At 69.0% G+C, this 24,888-nt stretch carries 17 protein-coding genes and 1 pseudogene; 8 read left to right on the top strand and 10 right to left on the bottom strand.

Annotated elements, in window-relative coordinates; genetic code table 11:
- Positions 1–256 precede the first annotated feature (256 nt).
- Positions 257–2,314 carry an RICIN domain-containing protein gene (locus tag J8M50_RS18010; RefSeq protein WP_010354061.1) on the top strand — a complete coding sequence of 686 codons (2,058 nt, stop codon included), beginning with the start codon at positions 257–259 and terminating at the stop codon, positions 2,312–2,314.
- A 110-nt stretch (positions 2,315–2,424) separates the two neighbouring features.
- The gene (locus J8M50_RS18005) at positions 2,425–3,729 is read left to right on the top strand and encodes a sensor histidine kinase (RefSeq protein ID WP_050987227.1); all 1,305 of its coding nucleotides are present in this window, start codon (positions 2,425–2,427) and stop codon (positions 3,727–3,729) included.
- 69 nt (positions 3,730–3,798) lie between these two features.
- Here J8M50_RS18005 and J8M50_RS18000 read toward each other — a convergent pair whose 3' ends face one another.
- The 3 genes from J8M50_RS18000 to J8M50_RS17990 are packed head-to-tail and all read right to left on the bottom strand — an operon-like array spanning position 3,799 to position 7,351.
- The gene (locus J8M50_RS18000) at positions 3,799–4,602 is read right to left on the bottom strand and encodes an alpha/beta fold hydrolase (protein WP_010354063.1); all 804 of its coding nucleotides are present in this window, start codon (positions 4,600–4,602) and stop codon (positions 3,799–3,801) included.
- Entirely contained in the window at positions 4,599–6,191 is a 1,593-nt protein-coding gene (locus J8M50_RS17995) for a glycoside hydrolase family 43 protein (RefSeq protein ID WP_010354064.1), read from the bottom strand. Before J8M50_RS17995 ends, J8M50_RS18000 begins: the two co-directional genes overlap by 4 nt.
- A gap of 11 nt (positions 6,192–6,202) precedes the next feature.
- Positions 6,203–7,351 (bottom strand): alginate lyase family protein, encoded by a 1,149-nt coding sequence (locus J8M50_RS17990; RefSeq protein WP_010354065.1) that lies wholly within the window; start codon positions 7,349–7,351, stop codon positions 6,203–6,205.
- 37 nt (positions 7,352–7,388) lie between these two features.
- On the opposite strand from J8M50_RS17990, the pseudogene J8M50_RS50090 reads away from it, so the two are divergent.
- Positions 7,389–7,460: pseudogene (locus J8M50_RS50090) on the top strand (hypothetical protein); the annotation flags it as partial.
- Here J8M50_RS50090 and J8M50_RS17980 read toward each other — a convergent pair.
- From J8M50_RS17980 to J8M50_RS17965, 4 genes are read right to left on the bottom strand one after another with little or no spacing between them, the layout of a single operon-like run.
- The gene (locus J8M50_RS17980) at positions 7,436–10,849 is read right to left on the bottom strand and encodes a hypothetical protein (RefSeq protein ID WP_010354066.1); all 3,414 of its coding nucleotides are present in this window, start codon (positions 10,847–10,849) and stop codon (positions 7,436–7,438) included. The pseudogene J8M50_RS50090 and the gene J8M50_RS17980 overlap by 25 nt on opposite strands.
- Before the next feature lie 10 nt (positions 10,850–10,859).
- On the bottom strand, positions 10,860–11,726 hold the full coding sequence (locus J8M50_RS17975) for a carbohydrate ABC transporter permease (RefSeq protein WP_010354067.1): 867 nt from the start codon (positions 11,724–11,726) through the stop codon (positions 10,860–10,862).
- Complete coding sequence (locus J8M50_RS17970) at positions 11,723–12,676, bottom strand: carbohydrate ABC transporter permease (protein WP_006379128.1); 954 nt, start codon at positions 12,674–12,676, stop codon at positions 11,723–11,725. The genes J8M50_RS17975 and J8M50_RS17970 overlap by 4 nt, the downstream gene beginning before the upstream one ends.
- A 48-nt stretch (positions 12,677–12,724) precedes the next feature.
- Positions 12,725–14,053: an ABC transporter substrate-binding protein gene (locus J8M50_RS17965; RefSeq protein ID WP_010354069.1), complete on the bottom strand. Its 1,329-nt coding sequence runs from the start codon at positions 14,051–14,053 to the stop codon at positions 12,725–12,727.
- A gap of 378 nt (positions 14,054–14,431) precedes the next feature.
- Here J8M50_RS17965 and J8M50_RS17960 point away from each other — a divergent pair, with 378 nt between their 5' ends.
- The 3 genes from J8M50_RS17960 (at position 14,432) to J8M50_RS17950 (ending at position 18,750) form a co-directional block, all read left to right on the top strand.
- Complete coding sequence (locus J8M50_RS17960; RefSeq protein WP_029183908.1) at positions 14,432–15,445, top strand: hydroxyacid dehydrogenase; 1,014 nt, start codon at positions 14,432–14,434, stop codon at positions 15,443–15,445.
- A gap of 115 nt (positions 15,446–15,560) precedes the next feature.
- Positions 15,561–17,525 (top strand): glycoside hydrolase family 127 protein, encoded by a 1,965-nt coding sequence (locus tag J8M50_RS17955; protein ID WP_010354071.1) that lies wholly within the window; start codon positions 15,561–15,563, stop codon positions 17,523–17,525.
- A gap of 106 nt (positions 17,526–17,631) precedes the next feature.
- Positions 17,632–18,750 carry a LacI family DNA-binding transcriptional regulator gene (locus tag J8M50_RS17950; RefSeq protein ID WP_075693499.1) on the top strand — a complete coding sequence of 373 codons (1,119 nt, stop codon included), beginning with the start codon at positions 17,632–17,634 and terminating at the stop codon, positions 18,748–18,750.
- 444 nt (positions 18,751–19,194) lie between these two features.
- Here J8M50_RS17950 and J8M50_RS17945 read toward each other — a convergent pair whose 3' ends face one another.
- Positions 19,195–20,745: an endo-1,4-beta-xylanase gene (locus tag J8M50_RS17945; protein ID WP_223786310.1), complete on the bottom strand. Its 1,551-nt coding sequence runs from the start codon at positions 20,743–20,745 to the stop codon at positions 19,195–19,197.
- A 215-nt stretch (positions 20,746–20,960) separates the two neighbouring features.
- A complete protein-coding gene (locus tag J8M50_RS17940) occupies positions 20,961–22,394 on the bottom strand; it encodes a GH1 family beta-glucosidase (protein WP_010354074.1) in 1,434 nt (477 codons plus the stop codon).
- 384 nt (positions 22,395–22,778) lie between these two features.
- Here J8M50_RS17940 and J8M50_RS17935 point away from each other — a divergent pair, with 384 nt between their 5' ends.
- Positions 22,779–23,807: a LacI family DNA-binding transcriptional regulator gene (locus J8M50_RS17935; protein ID WP_223786227.1), complete on the top strand. Its 1,029-nt coding sequence runs from the start codon at positions 22,779–22,781 to the stop codon at positions 23,805–23,807.
- Positions 23,689–24,102, top strand: coding sequence for a cutinase family protein (locus J8M50_RS17930; protein WP_223786226.1), 414 nt, complete (start codon positions 23,689–23,691; stop codon positions 24,100–24,102). Before J8M50_RS17935 ends, J8M50_RS17930 begins: the two co-directional genes overlap by 119 nt.
- A 137-nt stretch (positions 24,103–24,239) precedes the next feature.
- On the opposite strand, the gene J8M50_RS17925 is transcribed toward J8M50_RS17930, so the two are convergent.
- Entirely contained in the window at positions 24,240–24,887 is a 648-nt protein-coding gene (locus J8M50_RS17925; protein WP_006379142.1) for a TetR/AcrR family transcriptional regulator, read from the bottom strand.
- Between the last annotated feature and the right edge of the window lies 1 nt (position 24,888).

The raw sequence follows: 24,888 nt of genomic DNA, 5'->3' as shown, positions 1-24,888 counted from the left end.
GCAACCGGCCGAAGCGGGGAACACGCCGCACGCACCGCGGCACCCCGCGCCCAACGGCCATCGATCCCGCAGCCGTCCCACCCCAGGGCTACCGCGCCGCCGTCCCATCACACGGCCACTGACCATGCCCTTTTGTCGCGAGGTCGCCCGGCCCTGCCGCCGACCGACCCTCCCCTGAACCCCCGCCGCCCCACCTGATCATCCGGGGGGGGCGGCGGGCCCGTAGAAAGAACCACGCCCGCCATCGGAGCCGCATATGTCCCCCATACGAGCAGGCGCCAGACCCGGCGCCGCCCCGCGTTCCGTCCCCGCCACTCTCCTGTTCCTGCTGCTGGCCCTGGCCGTCGCGGCAGCGACGCTGGTCCTGCCCGGCGCGGGCAGGGCGGACGCCCTCTCCCGCCCTGCCCAGACGCTCTACACCCCGCCCTCCGACGCCCTCTCCCCCGGAAGCTACTACCCGCGGGCCATGCGCCTGCAGCACAACGGCCCGGCCAACGGCACCCTGCTCGCCACGTTCGAGCAGTACCGCGTGGACATGCCCGTCTTCCCGATCTACCGCAGCACGGACAACGGCGCTTCCTGGACGAAGATCTCCGAGGTCGCCGACACCCAGAACGGCTGGGGCATGCGCTGGCAGCCCGAGCTGTTCGAACTCCCCAAGGCCATGGGCGGGTTCCCCGCCGGCACCATCCTCGCCGCCGGTGACTCGGTGCCGTACGACCGGAGCGGCAGCAAGATCGACCTGTACGCCAGCACCGACCGCGGCCAGAGCTGGACCTTCGTCACCAATATCGCCACCGGCGGTAAAGCCACGGACGTGAACGGCAACACCCCCGTGTGGGAACCGTTCTTCCTGATCTCCGGCGACAAGCTCATCGTCTACTACTCCGACCAGCGCGACACCGACCACGGCCAGAAGATCGTCCACCAGGTCTCCACGGACGTCCGCAACTGGGGCCCGGTCGTGGACGACGTGGCGATGCCCACCTACAGCCAGCGCCCCGGCATGCCGACCGTCGCCAGGATGCCCAACGGCAAATACATCATGACGTACGAGTTCGGCGGTTCCGCCGCGGGCAACTTTGCCGTCCACTACAAGATCTCCTCCGACCCGGAGGCGTTCGACTCCGTCACCGGCATCCCGCTGCGCACCACCGACGGCCTGGTTCCTCAGGGAACGCCCTACATCACCTGGCTGCCCACCGGCGGCCCCAACGGAACCCTCGTCACCACCGCCCACAGCAGCGACGACCTGTTCGTCAACACGCAGAACGGCGCCGCGGACACCTGGACGCGGATGCCCTCCAACGTCGGTGGCGGCTACAGCCGCGGTCTGCTTCCGCTGGCCGACGGCCACAGTCTGATGGTGTTCAGCGCGGGCTTCGGCGGCGACAACCGCCGCAACCCGGTCACGTACAGCACGGTCGACTTCGGCGGCAGCATCTCCGACGGTGCCACCTACACCATGACCAACGCGAACAGCGCCCTGAACCTCACGATCGTCGGCGGCTCCGCCACCAACGGCACCACCGCCACCCAGCAGAACCCCACCACCTCCACCAACCAGCAGTGGCGCTTCGAGCAGCAGTCCTCGGGCTACTTCAAGATCTTCAACGTCGCCAGCGGCAAGGTCCTCGGCGTCCAGAACCAGTCCACCGCCAACGGCGCCACCATCCCGCAGTGGGATGACAACGGCACCCTCGACCACGAGTGGGCCATCGCACCCCACCCGGCCGGCGGGTACAGCATCACCAACCGCATCAGTGGCAAGCTCCTCGAAATACCCAGCGCCTCCACCACCGTCGGCACCGCCGCCGTCCAGTGGAGCAGCACCAGCTGCGGCTGCCAGCGCTGGAACCTCACCCAGACCGCCCTTCCGCCCCTGGGCACCGGCCAGTACGTCCTGGTGAACAAGAACAGCGGCAAGTACCTCGACATCCCGAACGGCTCCACCACCGCCGGCACCGCCGCCAACCAGTGGCAGAACACGGCCTGCGCCTGCCAGCTCTTCACCTTCCAGTCCGCCGGCAGCGGCGCCTGGACCATCAAGAACACCAAGAGCAACCTCAACCTCGACATCCAAGGCTCCTCCAGCGCCGCGGGCGCGGCCGTCATCCAGAACACCGCCTCCAGCGCCGACTCCCAGAAGTGGACCCTCACCGACGCGGGTGGCGGTTACTACAAACTCCGGAACGTGAACAGCACCCTCGTCGCCGGCGTCGCCCAGTCCTCCACCGCCGACGGGGCAGCCGTCATCCAGTGGGGCAGCGCCAGCCTCGACGACCAGCTCTGGAAGATCGTCCGGATCAACTGACCGTCCCACCGAGCCATGACCAGGCGCGGGAACCGCCGGCGAAGCGGTTCCCGCGCCTGGCGTCCGCCTCGGCCGATCGGCCGAGGCGCGGCTGACCGCTTCTCCCTACAGTGAACGATGTGAATCTCCTGCCTGCGACTGCCTACCCCACCACGACGCGGTCCCGTCGGCAGGGCTGCCTGCGTGCGGTGGGTATCACCACGCTGGTCCTGCTGTCCGCCACGGACGTGCTCATCGCCGTCGTCAACGACAAGACGTTCTGGCCGGTGCTCGTGCTCCTGTCGCTCGGCCTCGCAGCAATTCTCTGGCCCTCCGCCTCTCGGCCCGCGTGGCTCACCCCCCGACTACGCGCCGCCGTACCAGCGGGTGTTTCCCTGGCCTTGACCGCCGTCGCCAGGACGACCGAGCCGATACGCATGTTCGGCCCAGGTGAGGTGGCGGTCCTGCTCTGCCTGCTGATGATCGCCGTCCGTACCTGCCCACCACGATGGGCGTGGCTGTGTGCCGTACTCACCGGCGGGGCAGCCATCGCGGCGCCGCTGCGCTTCTACGCGACCGGCACCCAGGACGACCTCCTGATCCTGGGTATCGCGCTGGTTGTAGCGCTGCTGGCCGGCGTCGTCGCCGGCATCGGCGGCTACCTGCGCTCCCTGGACCACAGACGCGGCGTCGCGGTCGCCGAGACCCGCCGCTTGGAACGCCTCGCCATGGCGGCCGACCTGCACGACTTCGTCGCCCACCACGTCACCGGCATCCTGGTCCAGACACAGATGGCCCGCATGATGGCCACCACCGAACCCGACCGTCTGGACCCGGTCCTGGCGGGAATCGAGCACGCCGCGACCCAGGCGCTCGACTCCATGCGCTTGACCGTCGGCATCCTGCGCGAGGGCCCGGAGCAAACGGCCCCGCTCGAGCCAAGCGGGGGCCGCCCGGTGGGCGACCTGAGCGCCCTCGCGGAACTGGTCGACGGGTTCGGCGGTCCGACCGGTCCGAAGGCCGAACTGCACCGCGACGCCTCAGTGCCCCGGAACCTGCCCCACGAAGTGCAGGCCGCCGCCTACCGCGTCGTCCAGGAAGCCCTCACGAACGTACGGCGCCACGCCGCCGACGCCACCGAAGTCACCGTCGCCCTCGCTCACGCCGACGACACCTTGCGCGTGACGGTGCGCGACAACGGCCGCGCAGGCGCCCCGATGCCATACGCCGCCCGCGGCGGAGGCTTCGGCATCGTCGGCCTCACCGAACGTGTCACCGCACTCGGCGGCACACTGCACACCGGCCCACGCAAGGACCACGGCTGGGAGGTCATAGCACTCCTCCCCACCATGCGACGAGCGGGCCCCGGCAGGGCCGGGCATCGCGAAGGGCGCCGCCAACTCCCGCGGTCCACCCGCCCCCCGGCACCGGACTGAGGTCTGACCGCCGGGGCGAGCAGGTGCTGCGTCCAGTTGCTGGAGCCGGTGAACGGGCGCAGGCACCTCCTACCGGGTCCCTTGTCCAGCCGTCGCCCAGTCCTCCAACAGGCGCACTGTGCGTCCGACATGTTCCTCGTGCAGGTAGTGCCCGGTGTCAGGCCAGTGTTCGACGCGGGAGCCGGGGACATGCAGGGTGCCGCGCTCCCAAGTGGCCGCTTGCGCCGAGGTCCACACGGTGAGCGCGGGCTGGCTGCGCCGGCGCAGATACGCCTCGCTGTGCGGGCGGACGCCGACCGCGCCGGAGTCGGTGTACATGCCGGCGTACGCCTGGGCGATGACGTGGTCCGGGGTGCCGAGCATGGTGCGGACATGTGCCGTACGCAGCCCGGCCGGAGCGCCTGCCGGGAAGGCGCCGGCGATGAACTCGGCCGCGGCGCGCGCCCCGCGCTCCCGGTACTCCGCGAGCCGGGCCGGAATCCCCTCCACTTCCGCCCCGTGCGCGCCGTGAGCCGGATCGAGGGCGACGACCGAGCGGACCAGCTCCGGATGCCGTACCGCGAGCAGGTTGACGACCTGGCCGCCCATGGAGTGGCCCACGGCGATCGCCGGCCCGGTGCCCAGGTACCGGAGCAGCGCGGCGAGGTCGTCGGCCATCTCCGTCGGCGTGTTGCCCTCGTCGGGGACGTCCGACCGGCCGTGCCCGCGCAGGTCGGGGACGATCACACGGAACCGGCCGGCCAGCGCCTCGGCGTGCGCGGACCACTCCCGGCCGTCCCCGCCCCAGCCGTGCACCAGCAGCAGCGGGGCCGCCCGGTCGGGCCCGAATGTGGTGCAGAAGAGGTGGACGCCCTTCAGGTCGATGATCGTCATGCGCGACCGTCCTCAGAGGTCCGGTACGTGGCATAGGCGAAGTCCGCGTGGACACCGGCGCCGTCGAGGTCCTGCACCCACAGTCCCCACATGGCGCCGGTGAAGCCGAGAACGCGCAACTGGCCGTCGTGGAACTCGTCGGCGTGCTCGTCGGACAGGACGGTGGCGTCGAGCTCGATCGGGAGCGCCTGGACTCCCCCACCTGTGTCGTACGTGAAGTGCAGGGCCGGAACGTCGAGTTCGGCGTGCAGGACGACCGGGCGTCCGGGCTCGAGCGGTACGGTCGGCTCGTGTGCGACGAGACGGCCGGCCTCGCAGCTCAGTGCCCGCAGGGCCGGGGAGCCGTCGTCCTCGGCGGTGACGTACAGGTAGTGCCAGTTGCGGGTGTTGTAGTAGGCCGTCAGACCCGCCAGGTGGTCGGGGGTGCGGGGCGAGAAGATCAGGCTGGTCTCGAAGGAGCAGCGCGGGGCGGTCACCCGCCGGGCCAGCAGACTGGGGGTGCGGCGGCCCACCGGCGACTGACCGCCCCGGATGCGCAGCCGCCCCGGTGCCGGCTCGATCCAGTCGTCGCCGGCCGGGCGGCGCAGCGTGGACCAGTCGGGGCCGAGGACGGGAGCGTCGAAGCAGTCGTTCGCCGGTGGTTCGGCGACGGGCGCCGGTGACAGCGCGGGTGCCGGTACCGCGACGGCGGGTACGGCGCCGGGGATGCGGGGCCAGCCGTCGTCGGTCCAGGTCACCGGTTGCAGCGCGGTCTCCCGGCCGAGCACGCACCGGCCCCGCTCCGTGTGGGGGCGGGCGGCGATGTGCGCGGCGTACCACTGTCCCGTCGCCGTCTCGACGAGGGAGCAGTGCCCGGCCTTCTGCAGCTCCAGGGCCGGGTCGTGCCGGGACGTGAGCAGGGGGCCGGCCGGATCGGCTTCGTACGGGCCGAGCAGGTCGCGGGAGCGGGCCACGGCCGCGCCGTGTTCGTATCCGGTGCCGCCCTCCGCGTGCACCAGGTAGTACCAGCCGTCGCGCCGGTAGAGATGCGGGCCCTCGGCGACACCGACGGATGTTCCGGTGGTGATGGTGCGGGGTTCGCCGAGCAGAGCCTGGGTCTTGCGGTCGTACTCCTGGATCTCGATCCCCGCGAACCCCTCGCGGTCCGGACGCCAGTCGAACCGCATGTTCAGCAGCCAGCTGCGGCCGTCGTCGTCGTGGAACAGGGACACGTCGAAGCCCCGGCCGTGCAGCGGCACCGGGTCGGACCACGGCCCTTCGATCGAGGCGGCCGTGGTGACGTAGTTGGGGAGGTCCTTCCAGCCCTCCGCGTAGGTGTCGACGACGGTGAAGACGAGGTGGAACAGGCCGTCCGCGTACGACAGTCCGGGCGCCCAGATGCCGCCGGAGTCGGGGACGCCGGTGAGGTCGAGCAGGCGCGTGCTGTCCAGAACCCCGCCCAGCGACCGCCAGTCGACCAGGTCCCTGGAGTGGTGGATCCGGACGCCCGGATACCACTCGAAGGTCGAGGTGGCGAGGTAGAAGTCGGCGCCGACGCGGAGGATCACGGGGTCGGGTTCGAAGCCGCGCAGCACGGGGTTGTGGATCACGAAAGCTCCGCTCAGAGGGTGAACAGCAGGGTGCCGAAGCCCACGTGGTCACACTGGAACGCCGCGCCCTCCGGGCTGATGTTCCCGATGGCCGCGTACGTCCAGGGGGCGGGCAGGCCGCGGCGTTTGACGTAGTGGTTGAAGGCCATCTCGTAGATCGGGCGCAGATTGCCGCGCTCGATGGTGGAGAGGGAGTTGAACGTGAGCCGGCAGGAGCCCCAGACGGTGTACGGCACGTCGTTGCCGGTGTTGTACTTCGCCGTGTACTCGAAGCCGGCCAGCAGCCGGTTGGAGGAGGCGGAGTACAGGTCCTGGCCCTGGACCCAGGCGATCTCGCAGGCCTCGGCCATGCTGCCCAGGATGAGTTGGGTGTGGGCCTGGTCGCGGCCGCTGTCCACGCACTGACCGGAGTCCCTGATCACCCGGCTGATCTTGCAGCAGTCGTGCAGGTGGAAGGCGTCGACGGCGGCGTTGTAGAGGGAGGTGTCGTTGCAGAACACTCCGAACGCCATCATCGCCTTGATGCAGTTGGTGCCCCAGCCCGCGTCGCCGAACGTCCTCACCAGGGGCACGAAGACGTTTCTGAAGAGGTTCTCGGTCTGGGTGATCTCGGCCCCGGACCAGCTGCCCGAGGGGGCGGTGTACCGCATCAGCTCGGCTGCCGCCGCGAGTTTGAAACCGTAGATGGAGGCCGCGAGCTGGGCGTCCTTGCCGGTGATCGAGGTGAGGGTGGAGGACCATGCCTTGATGATCTGCAGCGCCTTGGTGGCGTGGGCGGTGGTGCCCGTCAGGTTCCACATCAGGGCGTTCTGGTAGGCCGCGTTGCAGTCGTTCCAGAACTCCCAGTTGCCGATCTCGGTGGTGCCGCGGTCGATGGTCGTGAGCGGGCCCATCATGGCGTAGTTCGACTGCGAGTACGCGTTCGACCTGAACACGTGCCAGCCGCTGAGCCAGGGCTCGGTTCCGGCCGCGATCCGGGTCTTCATCCGCTGGATGTCGGAGAGCTTGTGCAACACCCCGGGGTGGATGAAGGAGGTCAGTGCGTCCGCGGTCGGGATCGCGGCGATCCCGGTGGCGGCCGCCGTGGTGCCGACGGCGGTGATCTGCAGGAAACGGCGGCGGCTCGGGGACGCGGGCGTGATGGGCTGTGACTCGGACATGCGTCTTCCTCTTTCACTCGACGTTGAGTGTTAGGGGGTGGCAGATGCGGGGGAACCGGGCATCGGCCCGGCTCCCCCGGGCGGTCAGCCGGCCGCGCGCCGGCCCCGGTACAGGACGAGCGTGCTGCGCGGGCCGACCTTGGGACGCTGTCCGGCGCCGATGTTCTCGCCGGTGGCGAGGTCGCGGGCGGGGCCGAAGTCCTGGCGGGCGGGCAGGGTGTACGTACGGTCGGTGCTGGTGTTCATGGCGATCAGGTAGTCGCCGTATTCGCACAGATAGAACGGCGCGCGTCCGACGAGCATGGTCTCCACGCCCTCGAAGTGGACACCGAGCGCCGGGTCCGGGACGTCCGCGGGGACCGGGGCCAGGTGGAGGACGTCACCGGCCAGCGACTGGTGCAGGGTGTCGCCGGGCGGAGGGAAGCCGCCAGGCGGGATGTGCCCGGCCCCGGGGTCGTTGATCGCGTAGTCCCACAGGATCCAGTCGTTGACCGTGTACGTGTCGTCGGTGGCGCCCGCCGAACGCTGGCGGATCGTCGCGGAGCGCTGGTCGGTGGGGGTGAGGTGGTGGATGCGGGCGTAGTCGTTGACGCCCTGCCGGGCGCGCCAGTACAGGGAGGCGAAGAGGAGTTCCGTGCCGTTCTTCACAGCCAGGACGCCGTTCTCCTCGTCGGTGAAGACGAAGTCGGGCCGGTCCCAGGCGGTGGGGATGCGCCCCGGGCGGGCCGGGAGGGCCTGGAAGGCGTCCCAGTCACGGGAGACCAGGCGCAGCGCGGCGAGGCCGACGCGGGTCCACGTGTGGTGGACGAGCAGATCGAGCTGCCGGTAGAACTGCCCGTCGTCGACCATCTCCTGGGTCCAGCCGACGATGTCCGGGTCCTTGAACACCACCGCCGACATCAGCGGGTGCGAGTCCCAGGCCGTGCGGGAGGCGTAGGCGACCTCACCGGGGTAGACCTCGTTACGCCAGCCGACGACGGTCTCGATGCGGGAGACACGGGCGCCCGTCTCGTCGACGTCAACCACCCGGAACCGCCCCCGGGCCTTGATGATCTTCACCATCTGCTCGCGCAGCTCCGGCGCCTCCTTGCCCCGGTATCCGCGCGTGACCGACTCGTACATCATGACCAGCCAGTCGTGGACCTCGCCGTAGCTGCCCACGTACCCCAGTTCGCGGGTCAGACCGGCCCGGCTGACCTGGTGGTAGCTCTCGCCGAGCGGCTTGGTGGGGTTGCCGTCCTTGTCCTCCTTGCCGAGGTAGGGCTTCATGCCGAGCGACTGGTACATGTAGTCGCGGGCCTTCTCCTCCGGCAGGGCGAGGTCGGGGGCGAGCAGGCCGAGGCCGCGGTTGGCCTGGTAGATGCCGATGGCGCAGATCTGCGACTGGTTGGTGTAGTGCGGGAAGTGCTGACGCCAGTAGTCCCGGCTCGACTTCAGCATGTCGACGTACGCGGCGCACCGCAACGGCTGCTCGGGGGTGCCGGTGTCCGCGGGCGGGGTGACGGTCAGGTCGTCGAACCAGGCGGTGCCCGGGCCGCTCAGCCGGAGATGGAACTCCACCTGGGTGGCGCCGGCGGGCGTCTCCAGGTCGACGGAGATCTGCTCCCAGTCATGGGTGCCGGCGGCGGCGAACTGGCGGTGGTCGCCGCCGACGAGCTTGCCGCTCGCGTCGAAGAACAGCGGGTCGATGTGGGCACCGGCGGCGGTGACCCCGTCGGTCCTGATCCAGGCGCTGTAGGTGTACTTCCCCTTGCCGACCTGGAGCTTCGCCGTGTTGTACGCCGTGACGAAACCGTTTGCCGCGGTGGCCGCCAGCTTCAGCGACGCGGATCCGGACCGGTTGACGGAGGTGTCCCGGGACCAGGAGGCATCGGCGGTCTTCCCCCAGCCCGGCACCTCCCAGCCGGAGGGAGTGCCGGCGCCCTGCTCGAAGCCGGGGTTGCGCAGCTCGGTGGGCCCCACCAGGTCGACGGAGTCGAACCAGGCCGTGCCGGGGCCGGACAGGCGCAGATGCATCTCCATCTGGGTGGCGCCGTCCGGGGTGTCCAGGTCTATGGAGACGTACTCCCAGCCGTGGGTGCCGGTGGTGGCGTACTGCCGGTGGTCGCCGCCGACGAGCTTGCCGCTCGCGTCGAAGAACAGCGGGTCGATGTGGGCACCCGTCCCGGTGACGCCGTCGGTCCGGATCCAGGCGCCGTAGGTGTACTTCCCCTTGCCCACGCGGGTCTTGGGCGAGTTGTACACGGTGATGAAGCCGTTCCCCGCGCTCGCCGTCACCTTGAGCGACGCGGAGCCCGACCGGTTGACGGAGGTGTCCCGGGACCAGGAGGCATCGGCGGTCTTCCCCCAGCCCGGCACCTCCCAGCCCATGGGAGTGTCGCCGCCCTCTTCGAAACCGGGGTTGGAGATCTCGTACGGCGAACCGGTCACCTTCTCGTCCAGGCGGTCGCCCAGGTGCTCCCAGAGCAGCGCCAGCACCAGCCCGACCCGGCCGAAGCCCTGCCACTGCTGGTCGGAGCCGGACATCACGGTCGCGTCGTTCCTCCACGCCATGTACCGGCCGTCGAGCGCGCGCAGGACGCGGTCCAGCGCCGCCGGGTTGTGGTACGCGGGGCTGCCGGACCAGAGGTAGCCCTCGGCGAGCGACTGGAAGGCGAAGGCGTCCATGCCGGCGGGGTTGGCGCCGGTCAGGTAGTGCTTCTGGTCCTTGGCGACCCGTTGACGCACCGCCTCCAGGATCTCGGGGCCCTCGACGGTACGGGCCTTCGGCACCGGCGCGGAGCCCTGCACCTCACCCTTGGGCGGGACGAAGTACGGCTCGGTGTGGGTGTAGAGGCGGTAGATGCCCCGCGACGGCGTGGTCATCTTGTAGTACAGCTGGTCGACGTTCTGGCCGTAGGACCAGATGCGGCCCATCGAGCGGATCTCCAGCTTCACCTTCTTCCTGCCCCGGGTGAGCCGCTCCGGAAGCGGCAGGGTGTGGAAGAAGAACCGGCCCGGGGTGCGCGGCGCGGTGTCCAGGATGTCGAGGCTGTCGACGGCTCCCTCGTCCTGGTAGCCGACCTGCTTGCCGTCGCAGAACAGCTGCAGCCGCCACATGTTCGTGCCGGAGCCCGCCTGCTGCGAGGTGGTGTCGTAGTCGTCGCCCCACAGGCGAACGGTGACGTAGGTGGTGTCGGTCGGGCTGACGACTACGTCGAACTCGAGCGTGCCGCCCCAGTACGTGGCCGGCTCGGTGGGGTTGAGGACACGGGCCTTCTGGCCGAGGCCTCCGGTTACCGTGTCGGAGAGCGTGGCAGTGAGACCGTGCGCCGACTCGGAGCTCTCGTTGCCGAAGACGACGATGTCCAGGGGCTTGCAGACGGCCGGCTCGAAGGCGGCGTCCGCGGCCGGGGCCGCGGCGGCGGACGGGGAGTTCAGCAGGCCGAGGCCGGCCGCGGCGACGCCGGTGGTGCCGGCGTACTTGAGGACATCACGTCTTCTGGGTGCGTTGGGCACGGCTGATCCTTTACTTGAGGCTGCCCATGAGGATTCCGCTGCGCCAGTACTTCTGGAGCGCGAACATGAAGACCGCGAGCGGAACGATGGACAACAGGGACCCGGTGAGGACGAGGGTGTTCATGTCGCGGGCGGTCTGCGCCTGCTGGAGCCAGGAGTACAGCCCGAGGCTCACAGGGAACGTGCGCTCACCGGTGAGCATGAACAGGGGCAGGAAGAAGTTGTTCCAGATGTTGATGAATTCGAGCATGAAGATGGTGATGCCGCCGGTCCGCATCAGCCGCAGCGCGACCGACCAGAAGATCCGCAGCTCCCCGGCGCCGTCGAGACGGGCCGCTTCCATCAGTTCGGTGGGGACGGAGCTGTCCGCGTACACCTTGCCCAGGTAGACCCCGAACGGATTGATGAAGTACGGGATGAGTACCGACCAGATGGTGTTGGTCAGGCCGATCTGGGCGAAGACGAGGTACAGCGGGAAGGCCAGCAGGGTGCTCGGCAGCAGCGAGGCACCGACGATGACCGCGAAGAACGCGCCCCGGCCCCGGAAGTCGAACTTCGACAGCCCGTACCCGGCGGCGAGCGAGACCAGGGTGGAGCCGGCCGCGCCGAGTGTGGAGTAGAGGATCGAGTTGCCGATCCAGCGGTTGAACACCCCGTCGTGGTAGGTCCAGATCTCCTGGACGTTGTCCGCCAGGTGGTTGGAGGAGAACCACAGTCCGAAGGTGGAGTACAGGTCCGTCTGGTTCTTGGTCGCGGAGACGATCAGGAACCACGTCGGGGCGAGTGAGTAGATCAGGAAGAGGACCAGCAGGCCGGTGGTGAGCGCCACCGCGCGGCGGGTGGGGCGCACGCCGCCCCCGGATACGACAGCGCTCATGACATCTTCCTGTTCGTGGCCCGGTAGAAGACGAAGGCGAGGATGCCGGTGACCACGGCCAGGACCAGCGACTCGGCGGCGGCGTACTGGTAGTCACCGGTCTTGAACGCCTTGTCGTAGATCTCCATCATCGGAGTGAAGTCGGTGTTGATCGACTCCGGCGCGATCTGCCGCAGCAGCAGTGGTTCGGCGAACAGCTGCAGCCTCCCGATGAGGGAGAACATGCCGGTCAGCACCAGGATGCCGGTGATGTTGGGAATCTTGACCGACCAGGCGATCCGCCACTCTCTGGCCCCGTCCAGCCGGGCCGCCTCGTACAGCTCGCGGGGCAGCGCCTGTAGCGAGGCGGAGATCAGGATCATGTTGAAGCCGATCCCCTGCCAGGTCAGCAGATTGCCCAGGGAGAGGTAGGTGTTGAGGCCGCCGAAGAAGGTGATGTCCGTGCCGGCGCCGTGCGCGAGGTCGAGCAGCGGAGAGCCCGTCGGGCTGTAGAGGAACAGCCAGATCACGGTGGACACCACGGCGGGCACCACGTACGGGATGAGCAGCGCCGCGCGGAAGAACCGCACCGCACGGGCGGCCACCCCGTCCAGGAGCAGGGCGAGCAGCAGCGACAGGCCCAGCATCACCGTGATCTGAGCCGCTCCGAACAGCAGCGTGCGCAGCATGCTCGACCAGAAGGCGCCGTCGCCGAGGATGGAGGCGAAGTTGGAGAAGCCGGTGAAGACGACCCGGGTCGGGCCGAAGCCCAGCCCGCTGCTCTTCTTCTCCCTCAGGCTCTGGCTGAAGGCATAGCCGATCGGCACGACGTACGTGGCCAGGAAGCCGAGCAGGAAGGGCAGTGCGAACAGCAGTCCCTTGTGGGCTCCCCGGCTCCCGGCCCGGCGGGGGGAGGGCCGCCGGGCCGGGGAGTCGGTGGCGACCTTGGGGGGTCGCGTCAGGGTGGACACGGGTGTCTCCAGAGGTGGGTCCTACAGAGGCGGGGCCTACAGGGGAGGTCAGCTGCCGGCGACGGCCTTGATGCCCTTGCGGTTGAGGTCGTCCACGGTCCACTTCTGCAGCGAGGTCAGCATGTCCTTGACCGTCAGCTGCTTCTTCATGACCTTGCCCCACTGCTTCTGCATCTCGGAGTACATCGCCGCGTAGTTCGGCCCGTACTGCCACTGCTCGCCGACCCGCGAGGCCGCCGTGGTAATCACCTGCGCGCTGTCCGACTTCCCGTTGAACATCCCGGTCGGGATGATCTTGTCGACGTACGGCGAGACGTCCTTGACGGCGGGGAACAGGCCCGACTTGGAGTCCGGGTCGGTGAGCGCCGTCAGTGACTCCTTGCTGCTGCTCAGCCAGGCGGCGAACTCGGCGGCGCGGTCGGGGTACTTACAGCCCTTGAGGACGCCGGTGGTGTCGAAGTTGCTGGAGGTCTGCGGCTTGGCGGTGTCGAAGGCCGGCGAGTCGGCGAGCTGCCACTTGCCCTTGGACTTGGGGAAGTTGGTGTCGTAGATCGGCAGCTGCCAGGTCGAGCTGGTCATCGCGATGGTCTTGCCGAGGTCCCAGGTCTTGAAGACACCCGGGTCGGCGTACGACGCGTTGGAGGCGAGGTCGTTGTCGACGAGCTGCTGGACGATGTCACCGGCCTTGAGCGCCTCGGGAGAGGCGAAGTCGATGACCCAGTGGTCGCCGTCCACCTTGTACCACTGGGCGCCGGCCTCCCAGGACAGGTCGACGAGCGAGCTCGGGTCCTCCCCCGCCATGTTGTAGATCTTGACGTCCTTGTCCTTCTCCTGGACCTTCTTGCCCGCGGCGATCAGGTCGTCCCAGGTCTTCGGGGCCTCGATCCCGTACTTCTGGAACAGGTCCGCGCGGTAGGCGGTGAACAGCGGCGCCGACCCCATCGGAATGCCGAAGGTGGTGCCTCCGGGGCTGACCGCGTTCCACGCGGCGACCGTGTACGCGTCCTTGTGCTTGGCCGCGACCTCGCTGATGTCGGTCAGCAGTCCGTCGGCGGCGAAGCTCGCCAGGTTCATCCCGTCCATCTTGGACAGACAGGGCGCGGTGCCCGCGTTCACCGCGGCCCGCAGCTTCTGGTAAGCGGTGTCACCCGCAGCGTTGACGAACTTGATCTGCGTCTCGGGGTGCTTCTTGTTCCACACCTCGGCCTGCGCCTCGATGCCGTCCGTCCAGCTCCAGAACTCCAGCGTGACGTTGCCCTTCGTGGCCGCCGAGGCGTCGGTGCCGGAGTCGTCAGAGCAGGCGGTCAGCAGCAGCGAGAGAGAAGCGGCGGCGGCCACCGGGACAAGGACCCTGGGGCGCATACCGGACTTGGACATCGGTCCTCCACGAAAGGAATGGGACGGCGCCTGCACGTGGGGGAACGGCGCGGTCGGGGCGACGCGAGGGAAGAGAAACGGGTACCGCGCGGCGAGGCAGTAACCGTTTGTTGTCCTGGACGGTACGACCGCAGGAACCAGATCCACAAGAGGAGGCGCAGGATTGTTTCGCTCGACTTTCAAGGACGTTACCTGGCGAGGTGCCTGACCATGAGGGTTCGCGTCACCTCGGAGCAGGAAGGCGGACTCTCTGCGACGTACCCGTGTCGCAGAGGGGGCCATTGACCCGGGCCCTCTGAGGCTTCTAGCGTGGAATACGTTTACTGTGACGCTCAGGCTTGTCGCCAGCCGATCCCGGCACCCTTCCCCAGGAGCACCATGCATACGTCAGTGCCGCCGCCTGCCCTCTTCGCCATGAATCCAGTACATCTGCCCGAACTCTTCCCGCCTCCGCTGCTGACCCGCCTTCAGCAACTGGCGCGGGTCGACCCCACGCTCGTCGCCCAGGACTTCTCCGACCCCGCCGTGGCCGAGGCCCTGGGCCGCGCCGAGGTGCTGGTCACCGGCTGGGGCTGCCCGCACCTCGGCGCGGAGGTACTGGCGGCGGCGCCGCGACTGCGCGCCGTCCTGCACGCCGGCGGCAGCGTCCGCCACCTCGTGGGTGAGCCGTTCTGGGAGCGCGGTCTCACCCTCTCCAGCGCGGTGCGGGCCAACGCCCTGCCCGTGGCCGAGTACACGCTCGCCGCGATCCTGCTGGCCGGCAAGGACGCCTTCGGGCTGCGCGAACGCTTCCGGGCCGAGCACGTCTACCCCGCTGCGACGGAGTACGCGACGGTCGGCAACCTCGGCCGCCGGGTCGGTCTGATCGGCGCCTCCCGGGTGGGCCGCCGGGTCCTGGAACTGCTGCGGCCCTTCGAGCTGTCGGTGAGCCTCCACGACCCCTACGTCGACGCCGCCGAGGCCGCGGAGCTGGGCGCGGTCCCGCTGGGCCTCGACGAGTTGCTGCGCACCAGTGACATCGTCAGCGTGCACGCCCCCGACACCCCGCAGACCCATCACATGCTCAACCGCGAGCGGCTGGCGCTCATCCCCGACGGCGGCGTCCTCATCAACACCTCACGGGGCGCCCTCGTCGACCACACCGCGCTCACCGAGGAACTGGTGAACGGCCGGCTCAGCGCGATCCTGGACGTCACCGACCCCGAGCCGCTGCCCGCGGACTCCCCGCTCTACCGCCTTCCGAACGTGTTCCTCACGCCGCACATCGCCGGCTCCCTCGGCAACGAACTGGCCCGCCTCGGCGGCACGGTGGTGACGGAACTGGAACGCCTGACGACGGGGCTGCCGCCTGCCCACCCGGTCCACCGGGCCGAACTGGCGATCAGCGCCTGAGGACTTCGACGCCCACCCGACGGCCGAGGACGGCCCGCCGGGCTCCCGCAACGCCGATCCCGTCGCACCCCACCCCACCCCACCCCAGCCCGTCCCTCTTCCCTCGGAGACACCCTTGAACACCACCCAGGCCGGACCGGTTCTCCCCTCCCCACGTGCCGTCTCACCCCTGCGTCCCGCCTCCGCGGCCCGCATCGAGGGCGGCTTCTGGGCCGAACGTCGCCGGGTCAACGCCCGGATCTCCCTCGCCGAGGGCCCGGGGCGGCTGGAGCAGGCCGGCAACCTGGCCAACTTCCGTGCCGCCGCGGCCCTGCGCACCGACGGCGCGGACACCCCGTCCGGCACCGGCTTCTCCGGCGACTTCCAGTTCCAGGACTCCGACGTCTACAAGTGGCTGGAAGCCGCCTGCTGGCAGCTCGCGGACACTCCCGACGAGACACTCGCCACCGAGGTCGAAGCCATCGTCGAGCTGATCGCCGCCGCCCAGCGCGAGGACGGCTACCTCCAGACGTACTACCAGCTCGGCGGCGGCACTCCCTGGACCGAGCCGGGCTGGGGACACGAGCTGTACTGCGCGGGACATCTGATCCAGGCCGCCGTGGCGCACCACCGGGCCACCGGTTCCGACCGGCTGCTCGCCGTGGCCCGCCGGCTCGCCGACCACATCGACTCCGTCTTCGGCCCTGGCAAGCAGGTGGAGACCGTCTGCGGCCATCCCGAGGTGGAGACCGCCCTCGTCGAACTCCACCGGACGACCGACGAGAAGCGGTACCTGGACCTCGCCCGCTACTTCCTGGAACGCCGCGGCCACGGCACCCTCTCCTCCGGCGCCGACCGGGGCCACGACCGCGACCCGGGGCCCGAGTACTGGCAGGACCACACGCCGATCCGCGCGGCGGACGAGGTCACCGGCCACGCCGTACGCCAGCTCTACCTCCTCGCCGGAGCCGCCGACCTGGCCGCGGAGACCGGCGACACGGAACTCCGCACGGCGCTGGAGCGGCTGTGGCGGGACATGGTCACGACCAAGACCTACCTCACCGGCGCCGTCGGCTCCCGGCACGACTGGGAGGCCTTCGGCGACGCCCACGAACTGCCGGCCGACCGCGCCTACGCCGAGACCTGCGCCGCCATCGCCTCCGTCCACTTCTCCTGGCGCATGGCCCTGCTCACCGGCGAGGCCCGCTACTCCGACCTCGTCGAGCGCACCCTGTTCAACGGCTTCCTGGCCGGCGCCGGTCTCGACGGCCGCACCTGGCTGTACGTCAACCCGCTTCATCGACGGGCCCGTTCGCACGAGCGCCCCGGCGACCAGACCGCCCACCGCACCCCCTGGTTCCGCTGTGCGTGCTGCCCGCCCAACGTCATGCGCCTGCTCGCCGGGCTCCCGCACTACCTGGCCACAGCCGACGACAGCGGTCTGCAACTGCACCAGTACGCCACGGGCGTCTACGGCGGCGACGGCCTCACCGTACGGGTGACGACGGAGTATCCGTGGGAGGGCACGGTGACCGTCACCGTCGACGAGGCTCCCACCGCCCTGCCGCGCACGCTCTCCCTACGCCTGCCGGCGTGGTGCGCCGACCACACCCTGACCGTGAACGGCACCACCGTCGAAGACGGGGCCGACTCCGGCTGGCTGCGCATCACCCGGGCGTTCACCCCCGGCGACACCGTCCGCCTCGACCTCGCGATGCCGGCCCGGCTCACCGTCCCTTCCTCGCGCGTCGACGCTGTCCGGGGCTGCGCCGCCGTCGAACGCGGTCCGCTGGTCTACTGCCTGGAGCAGACCGACCAGCCGGGGCGCCTGGACCCGGACGCGATCGCTGTGCAGCCGGACACGCCACTGACCGTGCGCAGCCGCCCCGAACTGCTCGGCGGAGTACGAACGGTGAGCGTCGCGGGGAACCGGCTCCGCGCCGACGATACGTCCGGCGACTGGCCCTACCTGCCGTACGCGTCGGCGACTTCCGGCGAACCCCACGAGAGCGTCGAGCTGACGGCGGTGCCGTACTACGCCTGGGCCAACCGCGAGCCGGGCGCCATGCGGGTCTGGCTGCCGCTGGCCGCTCGCGCGTAGACGTCGATGCGGTCGACATGCACAACAGTAATCGTTTACTGAAATTCGTGAACCGGTCCCCCCCATCCGCTGTCCGCGAGGAGGCGCAGTGCAGTAACGTCAAGGTGTGACAGCGAATGGAAACGGTTCTCCCACAACGCCCGCCTCCCCGGCTTCCAGGCGTCGGCGCAAGAACCAGGCAGGTGAAGAGCGCCCCAGCACGATTCGCGATGTCGCCGAACGGGCGGGGGTGTCGGTAGCAACCGTTTCCAGGGCTCTGGCCGGCAACTATCCCGTGTCGGCCGCCACCCGGGAGCGCATCATGGCTGCCGTGGAGTCGCTGCACTATGTGGTGAACGTCCACGCCAAAGCCCTCTCCGGGCGGGTGGCCGGTCCCGTCGCGCTGGTCCTGCGGGACATCACCGGGCCGTCGCTGGCCCATGTCGCCGCCGGGGTCGAGCAGGAGGCGGCCCTGCGGGGCCGGCTGAGCCTGGTCTGCGCCACTCACGGAGACACTGCCCGCGAGGACGACCTGGTGCAGTTGATGCGCGAGCAGCACGCGGCCGCGGTGGTCCTCGTCGGCGGGGCAGTGCAGGACGAGGTCTACTTCCAGCGCATGACCGAGTACGCGCGCGCCCTGGACGCCGCCGGGTCACGTCTGGTCCTGGTCGGCCGCCCGCCCCTGCCCGGGGATCACCCGGTCACCGTCGTGGACTACGACAACCGCGGAGGCGCCTTCCAGGCCGCAGACCATCTGTTCGTCCAGGGCCACCGGCGCGTCCTCTTCCTGGGCGGCGACCCACAGCTCAGTACGGGGGTGCAACGGAGGGAGGGCTACCTCCACGCCCTGCGCGCGCACGGCGTGGAGTACGCGGAAGAGCTGGACGTCCCCGGTCCGTACACCCGCGTCTCCGGCTACCAGCGCACGAGGGACGCGCTGAAGGCGGGGGTCGACTTCACGGGCGTCCTCGCGGGGACGGACATGGTGGCCCTCGGTGCGTTGGCCGCGCTCCGCGACGCCGGCCTGAACGTCCCCCGGGACATCTCCCTGGTGGGCTTCGACGACGTCCCCTTCGCCGCGGACCTGACCCCGTCGCTCACGTCGGTCCGGGTGCCGTACGAGGATCTCGGCAGAACAGCGGTCCGGCTCTCCCTGGAACGCAGCGAACGCATCAGCGGCGACGACCATGTCGTCCTCAGTACGCAACTGGTGATCCGTCAGTCCGTACGCCGCCCGCGTCCGTAAGGCCGGTGAGACTCCTCGTCCGTTCGGTCGGGAACCCTGGACGGCGGGAACAACTCCGCAGATCCCGCCCTGGGTCACTCCGCCCCCGCCAGGGCAATATCACCCAGTCCCGCAGTCCTCTTGGCAACCTCCCACTTCGTTCATGCCGACTTCCACTCCAGAAAGAGGCCCGCAGCGGTGTACTCCCGCAGCCCGGACCACCACCCATCCACAATAGCGAGGGCAACGACCAACGCAGCACTTCGTGCGCAAGTCGCAGCCGGGGCGAGTGCAAACCCTCCGTCAACGCATCGGGTGCCCGTGTCACCAGCCTGCCGGTGGCCCTTCGTCCTCTCACCCGGCGGAGGAGTTGGACAGCACGCGACGCAGACGCCCGGCGCACCCTGTCGTGAGCGCGCCGGGCGTCTATCCCCCGGTTGACCGTAGACGAGAAACTACTTGACGTCAGGCGACCGTCACGTCCACGGGATCCGATTCGGTCGATCCCCTCGCGTTGGTAAGGACGACCTTCAGGCTGTGCTTGCCCTTCGGAACCCCGGACAGAGCTACCTGAGGCGACTGTGCGTTCGGCGAATCGGCGGCCAGCTGGCCCTCACCGACGACTGCCCCGTCGAGGTAGAAGGTGTACGAGGTGGCGTTGGTGCCCCACCACAGGTTCGCGGTGGCGGTGAAGGTGCCGTCCTTGTCCCAGTTGTCGTGGCTGACCACGGGCTTGCCCGGGGCGGCATCCGTGACCGTGACAGTCGTGGTGTTCGTGGACGTGGTGCCCTTCGAGTTGATCAGTTCGGCCCGGTACGCGTAGGTGCCGTTGGGCTTGTCCTTGAATTCGGTCACGACTGACTGCGAGGTGCCGCTGACTGTCGTGGGCACCCGCGCGGCGACGAGCTTGTCGTTCTCGTAAAGACGGAAGAAGCTGCCTGGCGTGCCGTGCCAAAGGTTCATCTTCACGCTGTAGTTGCCGTCATGGAGGCCGTGGGTCCACCCGCTGGTGTTCGACAGGGTGCCGGCGCCAGCAGCCGAGGAAGCGGAGACGAAGTTCCGCAGAGCGTCGCGCGTGGCGTAGTACGCGGGCTTGGGGTTGTACTCCTCGTCGAACATGAGCGGCTTCGCGCCCGGCAGCCACGTGTAGGCGTGCTTGTCGGTGAAGCCCCAGAAGCTGATGTCCCGGATTCCGGCCGCCAGCGCCTCGGCCATGACGTCCCCGTAGATCTGCGTCTGCTGATCCACGTCGTAGGTGTGCACGTCGAGTTCGGTGATCGCGACTTCGAGTCCGAGCTTCTGGTAGGACTTCGTCATCTCTGTGATGACTCCGGGCTCGGGACCCGCCTGTGTCTCGTGCATCTCGAAGCCCACCCCGTCGATGGGCACACCGTCGGCGACCATGCTGGCCACTAGGTCGTAGAGCTCCTGGCGCTTCGCCGGGTAGAACTCCACCAACGCCTCGTTGATGAACAGCTTCGCCTCGGGGTCAGCGGCGTGCGCGATCCGGAACGCTTCCGCGATGTAGTCCTCGCCGAGCACCTCGTAGAAGTGGTTCGGCGCGAGGCCGGTGCCGCCGAAGGTGGAGAACGGCTCGGTCATCACGTCCCACCGGTCCATCTTTCCGGCGTAGCGGTCCATGATCGTGTTGAAGTGAGTCTTCATGACCGCGCGCAACTCGTCCGGGTCGGTGACGTCGGTCACGTATTCCGGGTTGCAGCACTGGGAGATGAGCCCGTGTCCCTTGACTACCATGTCGTTGTCTTCAACGAAGTCGACGAGCCGGTCGAGGCCCCCGAACTCGAAGTCGCCCTCCGTGGGCTGGACGAATTTCCACTTCAGCTCGTTCTCGGGAGACAAGCTGTTGAACTGTTCCGCCAGCACCTCGCCGAACTTCGGTTCGTCGAGATAGGTGGGGTTGGTCGCCCCCGAGCCGATGAGGATTCCCTCCTTCGCTGCCAGTTCGCGGAGGGTCGCGTCTGAATCAGCTGAGGCGCCGGTGGTGGGGAGGGCCACGGTCAAGAGCCCTATGGTGACAGTTGCGAGCGCCGCGCCGATGCGGTGCATTCTCATTGAATGGTGTCTCGCTTTCCTGTTGAAGGATGGTCCGAGGGCACGCTGCGGTATCCGGACGACGTGGACCGTACGCTGTCTCCCGGCGGCCCACGAACGCGGCTCGGCCCGAGACCGCCTCTGCGGGTGTGCAGAATGCGGAAATTGAGGGTGGTCGCTCAGCGGCCGGCGAGGGCCGGGACGACCTTCGTGGCACACAATTCCGCGAACCAGTGCGCGCTCAGTTTCGGAATGCGCTCGTGGGTGTCGTAGTCGACCCGGATGATGCCGAACCGCGGGCCGTATCCCATGACCCATTCGAAGTTGTCGAGCAGCGACCACACGAGGTACCCGACAACGCGGGCGCCCCTCTCGCGAGCACGATGAGCCGCCGTGACGTGATCGATGAGGAACTGTGTTCGGTCGCGGTCGACGACCACGCGCCGGCCACCCGAGTCGTCGACCACGTCCTCGAAGGCCGCGCCGTTCTCCATCACCATGATCGGCAGTTCGGGGAACTCCTTGGAAAGGGCGACCAGATGATCCTCGAGGCCTCGTGGTTCGATCCCCCAGTCCATCACCGTTCGCGCCAGCTCGTCGCGGCGGACGAACTCGATGCGCTCCGAGCCCGGGAAGGGCGTGCCGCCGGAGCTTTCGGCGCTGGGGTCGAAGTCCTGATTCAGACGTACGTGCATGACCTCGTAGTAGTTGACGCCGAGCAGGTCGATGGGCTGGTGGCAGATCTCCAAGTCGCCCGGCAGAACGAAGCTCCAGTCGGTGAAAGCCCGGGTGTCTTGCAGCAGATCGGCCGGATAGTTCCCGCGGAGCATGGGCCCTGTGAACACGCGGTTGGCCACAGCGTCGAACCGACGCGCGGCTTCGGCGTCCTCGGGGGTCTCGGCTTCGATGCGGAAGATGTTGAGCACCACGGAAATCTGTGCTTCGGCATTGGTCACGGTGCGCCGCAGTGCTGCCACCGCGAGTCCGTGGGAAAGGTTGAGGTGGTGCGCAGCCTTGAGCGCATCTGCATGGCTCTTACCGCCAGGCGCGAACACGCCATTGCCGTACCCGGCGAAGGAGTTGTTCCACGGCTCGTTGTGGGTTGACCAGACGGCGACCCGGTCCCCGAGGGCCGCCCCCACGATCTCCGCGTACTTCTCGAAGGCGAATGCGGTTTCCCGCCCTCGCCAGCCGCCGTAGCGATCCTCCAATGCCTGCGGGAGGTCCCAGTGGTTGAGCGTCACGATCGGCTTGATGCCGCGTGCGAGCAGTCCGTCGACGAGGCGCGAGTAGAACTCCAGACCCTCCGGATTCGCTTCGCCCTCGCCCGTGGGCATCACGCGCGGCCAGGAGATGGAGAACCGGTAGGCGTCGAGGTGGAGCGAGGCCATCAGGTCGAGATCGACCTCGACGCGGTGATAGTGGTCCGCGGCGACGTCCCCGGTCGCCCCCTCAGCAGTCTTCCCCGGGGCGTGGCTGAACGTGTCCCAGATGGACGAGCCTCGACCGCCCTCCCTCGCGCCACCCTCGATCTGGTACGCGGCGGTCGCGGCGCCGAGGATGAAGTCGGGCGGGAACGCCAAGTGCCCGCGGTCGATGGAGTCGCGATACATGGATCAGCCTCTCTGGTGACGTGGCGCCAAAACCTATCACCTGAACTGTTATCGGCACAGGGTTGCGTCAAGGCGAACTGCGACTTCACATTCGCGATGACTTCCGCTGCCGAACATCCACGTTGACCTGAGGGGAAGACGGCGATCGACTCACGATGGGCGTGCTTCTGCAGGGATCGACCAATCGGCGCACTTCGGACCAAGCCGTTTCGCCGTCACGGCAGTTGCGGGTGCGTACGGCAACGACGGCAGCCGACGAGGCGCTTGCCAACGCTGACCAGCGCAGGGCTGCCTGAACGCCACAGGTCCTGACCGACCATGGCCGGTGTCGGTGCGGTCCCTGGGCTGGTGCCGTCAGGCAGAGCGCCCCAGGTCGGGCGTAAGGTGGCCGTCGGGTTGCGGCTGGACGGCTCCGGCAGCCGGCGCTTGGAGGGTCTCGGTGGTGCGTCGCGGGTGACGAGCGCGGATGTCGCGCGGGAGTCAGGCGTGTCGCGGTCAACGGTGAGCTTCGTACTCAACTACGTGCCGAAACAGACCATCCCGGAAGCGACGCGACAGAAGGTTCTGGCGGCTGCCGAGCGGTTGGGTTACACCCCGAACGGGCCCACGCAGGCACTGTCGCGAGGACGCGGCAGCACTGTGCTGCTGCGCCTGCCGGACTTTCCGCCCAGCTCGATCGTCGCCGAGCTCGATCGGGGATTGGCCTCGCAAGGATTGATGCTGGTGACCCATACGGCCAGCCCGGGCCGCCAGCCGGCTCTATCGCTGGCCGCCCCGGTCGCGGTACCGGGACTGACCCCCTTCGACGCAAGGCAAGTCGTCGCATTTCAGGCACGCGGCGCCCGGGTGGTACTGCCAGGACCCGACGACCCGCCGCCTCCCCGTGACGACGCGGGCCGCGTCGTCGGCGCGGCCCAGGCGACCCACTTGGCCTGGCGCGGCACCGTCCGCATCGGCTACGTCCACCCCGCCGATCCCCGGCTCGGACCGATGTCCGACCGGCGCCACGCGGGCGCCGACGAAACAGCGCGCCGGCTCGGCCTGCCTATGGTGCCCTCGCGTCGCATGCCCGACGACGGGGACTTCACGCCGATACTGCGCAGTTGGCCGGCACAAGCGCCCGTCACCGCGATCGCCGCGTTCAACGACGACGTCGCCCTGGCGATCTTGAACGCCGCGTGGGTTCTGGGCGTGGAAGTTCCCTCCGAGCCGGCCGTGATCGGCGCGGACGACATCGCGGCCGCCCGGTACGCCTGCCCACCGCTGACTACGATCCGCGGCTCCAACAAGCCCTTTGGGGCCATGCTGGCCGGGTGGGTTCTGCAGCGGCTCGACGCCGGCGGAGTCGCGCCCCCCAGCTCGGACGAACCTCCGGTGTGGACACCGGACATCGTGGCCCGAGCGTCCGCCTGACCGGTTCTCCAATGTCGGAGTCTGCAGCCAAGGAGCCCTCACGGGTGCGGCCACCGTGGCCGTCATACCCGGCGCCACAGAGCCGAAGGTCAAGGCAGTTGTGCTCTTCGGCAACCCCATCCGCGGGTTCCCGACCTACCGTCAGGTGACCGGCACCTACCAGGCACGCACGCTCGACGACTGCGCGACCGGCGACCCGATCTGTGGCGGCGGGACGGACTCCGCCGCCCACGGCGCCTACTCCCAACCGCAACACAACGACTCCGCCGCGGAGTTCATTGCGGCACGCATGTGACGCAACATCCACAGTCCGACAACGGATGCGAGTCATGAGCACCGCTGAGACCGCCGCCTGACGGCCGCTTGCGCCTCCGGCTTCGCGCGCGAGCGGAGCCGGAGGTCTTCATCAACCCGGCGGACCGTGAACGACGCTCAGTCGGAGTCGTCGTCGCGGCGGTTGGAGTCGTCCGAAGCCGCCTGCTGCACCCAGTGCGCCCGAGCAGCAGCCACGAGCCGCCAGAAGGCGTCGATGGCCTCGACGACATCCAGGTCGTCCCGGTATCGCCGCTGGATCTGGAGCCCGTCCTGCAGGGCGGTCCCCAGCGTGGCGATCATCTCCGGGCTGATCCCCATCGGGGCACCTTCGGGCGCCTCAGGGCCGGGGTCGAGCGTGAGTGTCTGGGCTGCCTGGTAGTGCTCGACGAAGTACGGGTGCGCCGGATGATCGCGATCAATCGCCTCGGCCGAGAGGATGATGTACAGGGACGTCAGTCCCTCGTGCTCCGCGGAGTGACGCGCGACCTCGCGGGACCGCGTAGCGACATCGGTGGCGTGCTGCTCCGACAGGTAGTCGGCAACGGACGAATCGCGCAAGTTGAGCACTTCGACCAGGAGTTCTTCCTTGTCGGCGAAGTGGTGGAGAAGCCCTGTCTGTGTCAGGCGCATCCGCCTGGCGAGCTCACGCATCGACGAGTGTGCGTATCCGGATTCAGCAAAGAGCTCGGCTGCAGCGGCGACGATCTCCCGGCGGCGCTGGAGCCCCTTGCGATAGGGCCCCCGAGGCCCGGTGCTTTCCGCCATG

Origin of the sequence: Streptomyces acidiscabies (assembly GCF_020010905.1) — a bacterium.
GTDB classification, from domain to species: Bacteria; Actinomycetota; Actinomycetes; order Streptomycetales; family Streptomycetaceae; genus Streptomyces; species Streptomyces acidiscabies.
The sequence above is the reverse complement of the archived record's forward strand: the minus strand, read 5'-3'. Positions and strand labels throughout refer to the sequence as shown.

Bases quoted from the DNA above. Each gene is read 5' to 3' on its own strand.
- J8M50_RS18010 (WP_010354061.1), top strand. From the start codon at position 257: ATGTCCCCCATACGAGCAGGCGCCAGACCCGGCGCCGCCCCGCGTTCC.
- J8M50_RS18000 (WP_010354063.1), bottom strand. From the start codon at position 4,602: ATGACGATCATCGACCTGAAGGGCGTCCACCTCTTCTGCACCACATTC.
- J8M50_RS17990 (WP_010354065.1), bottom strand. From the start codon at position 7,351: ATGTCCGAGTCACAGCCCATCACGCCCGCGTCCCCGAGCCGCCGCCGT.
- J8M50_RS17975 (WP_010354067.1), bottom strand. From the start codon at position 11,726: ATGAGCGCTGTCGTATCCGGGGGCGGCGTGCGCCCCACCCGCCGCGCG.
- J8M50_RS17965 (WP_010354069.1), bottom strand. From the start codon at position 14,053: ATGTCCAAGTCCGGTATGCGCCCCAGGGTCCTTGTCCCGGTGGCCGCC.
- J8M50_RS17960 (WP_029183908.1), top strand. From the start codon at position 14,432: ATGCATACGTCAGTGCCGCCGCCTGCCCTCTTCGCCATGAATCCAGTA.
- J8M50_RS17940 (WP_010354074.1), bottom strand. From the start codon at position 22,394: ATGTATCGCGACTCCATCGACCGCGGGCACTTGGCGTTCCCGCCCGAC.
- J8M50_RS17925 (WP_006379142.1), bottom strand. From the start codon at position 24,887: ATGGCGGAAAGCACCGGGCCTCGGGGGCCCTATCGCAAGGGGCTCCAG.